General features: G+C 62.0%; 5 protein-coding genes. All 5 read right to left on the minus strand.

What is annotated here, in order from left to right; all coding sequences use genetic code 11:
- Nucleotides 1-48: 48 nt before the first annotated feature.
- Nucleotides 49-1,464 carry a pyruvate kinase gene (gene pyk, locus ACRESD_RS06065; protein ID WP_431750097.1) on the minus strand — a complete coding sequence of 472 codons (1,416 nt, stop codon included), beginning with the start codon at nucleotides 1,462-1,464 and terminating at the stop codon, nucleotides 49-51.
- On the minus strand, nucleotides 1,454-2,734 hold the full coding sequence (locus tag ACRESD_RS06070; protein WP_431750098.1) for a glycerate kinase type-2 family protein: 1,281 nt from the start codon (nucleotides 2,732-2,734) through the stop codon (nucleotides 1,454-1,456). The genes pyk and ACRESD_RS06070 overlap by 11 nt, the downstream gene beginning before the upstream one ends.
- A gap of 181 nt (nucleotides 2,735-2,915) precedes the next feature.
- Nucleotides 2,916-3,806, minus strand: coding sequence for a 2-hydroxy-3-oxopropionate reductase (locus ACRESD_RS06075; RefSeq protein ID WP_431750099.1), 891 nt, complete (start codon nucleotides 3,804-3,806; stop codon nucleotides 2,916-2,918).
- A gap of 145 nt (nucleotides 3,807-3,951) precedes the next feature.
- Nucleotides 3,952-4,734 (minus strand): hydroxypyruvate isomerase, encoded by a 783-nt coding sequence (gene hyi, locus ACRESD_RS06080; protein WP_431750100.1) that lies wholly within the window; start codon nucleotides 4,732-4,734, stop codon nucleotides 3,952-3,954.
- A 10-nt stretch (nucleotides 4,735-4,744) separates the two neighbouring features.
- On the minus strand, nucleotides 4,745-5,829 hold a 1,085-nt coding region (locus tag ACRESD_RS06085), incomplete at its 5' end, for a thiamine pyrophosphate-dependent enzyme (protein WP_431750101.1).

Consider the following 5,829-nt stretch of genomic DNA (forward strand, 5'->3'; position numbering starts at 1 on the left):
CAATCAAGTGTGGGAGGGGGCTTGCTCCCGATGAGGCCCTGACAGGCGCTAAATCAACGTCTCGATACGCAAGGAATTGGTGGAGCCAGGCTGCCCAAACGGCACCCCCGCCGTGATCACCAACGTATCCCCACGCTGCGCCATGCCCTGGGCCTGGGCAATTTCCAGTGCGGTGGAACACACCTCATCCACCTGCCGCAGCCGATCATTGACCACCGAATGCACGCCCCACGCCACGCTCAAGCGCCGTGCCGTGGACAGGTTCGGCGTGAGGTTGAGAATCGGTGCCACTGGCCGCTCCCGCGCCGCGCGCAGGCTGGAGCTGCCCGATTCGCTGTAGTTCACCAGCACCGCCACCGGCAAGATGCTGCTGATGCGCCGGATCGCACAGCTGATCGCGTCAGACACCGTGGCGTCCGCCTTGGGTCGGCTGACGTCCAGTTGCGTCTGGTAATCCGGACCGTTTTCCACTTGGCGGATGATCTTGCTCATCATCTGTACGGCTTCCAGCGGGTATTCGCCCGAGGCGGTTTCCGCCGACAGCATCACCGCATCCGCACCTTCGGCCACTGCATTGGCCACGTCGGTGACTTCGGCGCGGGTTGGCGCAGGCGAAAAACGCATGGATTCGAGCATCTGCGTGGCCACCACCACCGGCTTACCCAATTGGCGACAGGTGCTGATGATGTCTTTCTGGATTTGCGGCACGCTTTCCGCCGGCACTTCCACGCCCAGGTCGCCTCTGGCCACCATGATTGCGTCACTCAGTTCGGCGATTTCCTGCAGGCGCTGCACGGCCGACGGCTTCTCGATCTTGGCCATCAGAAACGCCTTGTCGCCGATCAATTCGCGAGCTTCGCGGATGTCTTCCGGGCGTTGTACAAAGGACAGCGCCACCCAGTCCACACCCAGTTCCAGGCCGAAGCTCAGATCGCGACGATCCTTGGCGGTCAGCGGGCTGAGCTCGAGCAAGGCTTGCGGCACATTCACACCTTTGCGGTCGGACAACTCACCGCCATTGAGCACGGTGGTGTCGATAGCGTCGGCGTGCTTGGTGATGACCCGCAGGCGCAGCTTGCCGTCATCCAACAGCAGGTCCATGCCTGGCTCCAACGCCGCGATGATTTCCGGGTGGGGCAGGTTGACCCGGCGCTGGTCGCCAGGGGTCGGGTCCAGGTCCAGGCGCAACGCCTGGCCGCGCACCAGTTGTACCTTGCCCTCGGCAAAACACCCGACCCGCAGTTTCGGCCCTTGCAAGTCCATGAGAATACCCAGCGGGTAATTCAGCTGGCGCTCCACCTGGCGAATCCACTGGTAGCGCTGCGCGTGATCAGCGTGATCACCGTGGCTGAAGTTGAGGCGAAAGATATTCACCCCGGCTTCCACCAACTCGCGGATGTCGTCGATACCGTCGGTGGCCGGGCCCAGGGTGGCGAGGATTTTGACCTTCTTGTCAGGCGTCATGTTTGGCAGTCTCAAGAATCAGGATGGCGCGGAAGTCATTGACGTTGGTACGGGTCGGCTCGGTGACGATCAGGTCGTCGAGCGCGGCGAAATAGTCGTAGCCATTGTTGTTGTCCAGCTCGTCGCTGGCCGACAGGCCCAGGGCTTCGGCGCGGGCGTAGCTGGTGGGGGTCATGAGCGCGCCGGCATTGTCTTCCGAGCCGTCGATGCCGTCGGTGTCACCGGCCAGGGCGTACACGCCGGGCAGCCCTTTGAGGCTGTCGGTGAGGCTTAGCAGGAATTCGGCATTGCGCCCGCCACGGCCATCGCCGCGTACGGTGACGGTGGTTTCACCGCCGGACAGGATCACGCACGGCGCCGCCAAAGGCTGGCCGTGCTGCACGATTTGCCGGGCGATACCGGCGTGCACCTTGGCCACATCCCGCGCTTCACCTTCCAGGTCGCCGAGGATCAACGGGCTGAACCCAGCCTGACGCACTTTCACGGCCACCGCTTCCAGGGACTGCTGTGGTCTCGCGATCAACTGGAAGTGGCTGCGGGCGAGGACCGGGTCGCCAGGTTTGACGGTTTCCGAGGCCGGGTCCTGCAACCAGCTGCGTACCGAGGCGGGTGCATCGATGTGGTAGCGCTTGAGGATCGCCAGGGCCTGTTGCGAGGTGCTCGGGTCGCCGACGGTCGGGCCGGAGGCGATCACTGTGGCCTGGTCGCCCGGCACGTCGGAGATGGCGTAGGTGTACACCGTCGCCGGCCATGCGGCTTTCGCCAGCCGGCCCCCCTTGATGGCCGAGAGGTGTTTGCGCACGCAATTCATCTCGCCAATGGTGGCGCCGGATTTGAGCAGGGCTTTGTTGATGGCTTGTTTGTCCGCCAGGCTGATGCCTTCGGCGGGCAGGGCGAGCAACGCGGAGCCGCCACCGGAGAGCAGGAAGATCACGCGGTCGGCTTCGGTCAGGTTGCTGATCAGCGCCAGCACACGCTTGGCCACCGCCAGGCCCGCTGCATCGGGCACCGGGTGAGCAGCCTCGACCACTTCGATTTTCTTGCAGGGCGCGCCGTGGCCGTAGCGGGTGACGACCAGTCCACTGACTTCGCCCTGCCAACAGTTTTCGACGACGAGGGCCATGGCAGCCGCGGCTTTGCCGGCGCCGATCACGATCACGCGGCCGCTGCGGTCGGTGGGTAGATAAGGTTCAAGGACTTGCCGGGGATGGGCGGCGTCGATGGCTGTGGCAAACAGCTCGCGAAGCAGGTGTTGCGGATCGACCGACATAAGCGGGCTCCCGGAGATTTTTTGTTATTAGAGGTGCTTCAATTTCAGGCTTGAAATGCAATCAAACTGTGGGAGGGGGCTTGCTCCCGATAGCAGTCTTTCATTCAACATTTTTGTCTACTGATACACCGCTTTCGGGAGCAAGCCCCCTCCCACATTCGATCGCTTTTCAGATCAAGATTTACTTCTCGCGAATCGAGAAATTCGCCATATGCTCCAGCCCCTTGATCAACGCCGAGTGGTCCCAGTTGCCGCCACCAATCGCCGTGCAGGTGCTGAACACCTGTTGCGTGCCAGCAGTGTTCGGCAGGTTGATCCCCAGTTCCTTGGCACCGGCCAGGGCCAGGTTCAGGTCCTTTTGGTGCAGGTTGATACGGAAGCCTGGATCGAAGGTGCCCTTGATCATGCGTTCGCCGTGCACTTCCAGGATCTTCGACGAGGCAAAGCCGCCCATCAGCGCTTCACGCACCTTGGCCGGGTCGGCGCCGTTCTTGGCGGCGAACAACAGTGCTTCGGCCACCGCCTGAATGTTCAGCGCGACGATGATCTGGTTCGCGACCTTGGCGGTCTGGCCATCGCCATTGCCGCCCACCAGCGTGATGTTCTTGCCCATGCTCTGGAACAGCGGCAGTGCGCGTTCAAACGTCTGCGGCTCGCCACCGACCATGATGCTCAAAGTACCGGCCTTGGCACCGACTTCACCACCGGACACCGGCGCATCCAGGTACTGCGCGCCGGTGGCATTGATCTTCGCCGCGAACGCCTTGGTGGCGGTGGGGGAGATCGAACTCATGTCGATCACCACCTTGTTCGGCGACAGGCCCGCCGCAACGCCATCGGCGCGGAACAGCACGTCATCGACCTGCGGGGTGTCGGGCACCATTACGATGATGAACTCGGCTTCCTGGGCGACCTGTTGCGGGTTGGCCAGGGCCACGGCGCCAGCGGCGACCAACTCGGCTGGGGCCTTGCCGTGGTGCTCGGAGAGAAACAGTTGATGACCGGCTTTCTGCAGGTTCGCGGCCATGGGTTGGCCCATGATGCCGGTGCCGATAAATCCGATTTTAGCCATGATGAAAATCCTCTTTTTATTACACAACCGGCTCAATGTGGGAGGGGGCTTGCCCCCGATAGCGGTGTGTCAGGCGAACGTGTACTGACTGACCTGACGTCATCGGGGGCAAGCCCCCTCCCACATTGGTTTTGCGCTGTGTCAGTTAGATCGCGTTGTGAGATTTGAGCCAACCAAGGCCCGCTTCGGTGGTAGTCAACGGCTTGTACTCACAGCCGACCCAACCCGTGTAGCCGATGCGGACCAAATGCTCGAACAGGAATCGATAGTTGATCTCCCCTGTTCCTGGCTCATTGCGCCCTGGGTTGTCGGCCAGCTGGATGTGGTTGATCTCACCCAGGTGCGCCGCCATGGTGCGGGCCAGGTCGCCCTCCATGATTTGCATGTGGTAGATGTCGTACTGCAGGAACAGGTTGTCACTGCCCACTTGTTCACGAATCGACAGGGCTTGGGCGGTGTTGTTGAGGTAGAAACCCGGGATGTCGCGGGTATTGATCATCTCCATCACCAGTTTGATGCCCGCCGCCTGTAGCTTGTCGGCGGCGTACTTGAGGTTGGCGACGAAGGTTTTTTCCACGGTTTCGTCATCCACACCGGCAGGGCGAATGCCCGCCAGGCAGTTGACCTGGGTATTGCCCAGCACCTGGGCGTAGGCGATGGCCAGCTTGACCCCGGCACGGAACTCCTCGACCCGGTCCGGGTGGCACGCCAAGCCGCGTTCGCCTTTGGCCCAGTCACCGGCCGGCAGGTTGAACAGCACTTGGGTCAGGCCGTTGGCGTCCAGTTGTGCCTTGATCTCGGCCGAGCTGAACTCGTACGGAAACAGGTACTCGACGCCTTGGAAGCCGGCGTCGGCAGCCGCTTTGAAACGGGCGAGAAAGTCCTGCTCGGTAAACAGCATGGACAGGTTGGCGGCAAAACGCGGCATAGGGTTCTCCTTAATCGAGCAGGGAAATGGCGGTCGGTGCATCGTTGCCGACCAAGGCCAGATCTTCGAATTCGTTGACGGCGTTGATCTCGGTGCCCATGGAAATATTGGTCACGCGCTCCAGAATAATCTCAACGATCACCGGCACCTTGAATTCTTCGATCATTTCCTCAGCCTTGCGCAACGCCGGCGCAATCTGGCCCGGTTCGAACACGCGCAAGGCCTTGCAACCCAGGCCCTCGGCGACGGCCACGTGGTCTACGCCATAGCCGTTGAGTTCCGGGGCGTTGAGGTTGTCGAAAGACAACTGCACGCAGTAGTCCATTTCAAAGCCGCGCTGGGCCTGGCGGATCAAACCGAGGTAAGAGTTGTTCACCACCACGTGGATGTACGGCAGCTTGAACTGTGCACCTACCGCCAACTCTTCGATCATGAACTGGAAGTCATAGTCGCCCGACAGCGCCACGACCTTGCGGCTTGGGTCAGCCTTGACCACGCCCAGGGCGGCAGGGATGGTCCACCCCAGCGGGCCGGCCTGGCCGCAGTTGATCCAGTGCCGTGGCTTGTACACATGCAGGAACTGCGCGCCGGCAATCTGCGACAGGCCGATGGTGCTGACGTAGCAGGTGTCTTTGCCGAACACCTGGTTCATCTCTTCGTACACCCGTTGCGGCTTGACCGGCACGTTGTCGAAGTGGGTCTTGCGGTGCAGGGTGGCTTTGCGCTGTTGGCAGTCATGCAGCCAGGCGCTGCGGTCCTTGAGCTTGCCTGCGGCTTTCCACTCGCGGGCGACTTCAATGAACATCGTCAGTGCGGAACCGGCGTCGGAAACGATGCCCAGGTCCGGGGTGAACACGCGGCCAATCTGCGTCGGCTCGATGTCGACGTGAATGAACTTGCGGCCTTCGGTGTACACCTCCACCGAACCGGTATGGCGGTTGGCCCAGCGGTTACCGATGCCCAGCACCACGTCCGATTTCAACATCGTGGCGTTGCCATAACGGTGGGACGTTTGCAGGCCGACCATGCCCACCATCTGCGGGTGATCGTCCGGGATCGTGCCCCAGCCCATCAGGGTCGGGATCACCGGGATGC

The sequence above is a fragment of the Pseudomonas sp. genome, from assembly GCF_050739995.1.
Classification (GTDB): domain Bacteria; phylum Pseudomonadota; class Gammaproteobacteria; order Pseudomonadales; family Pseudomonadaceae; genus Aquipseudomonas.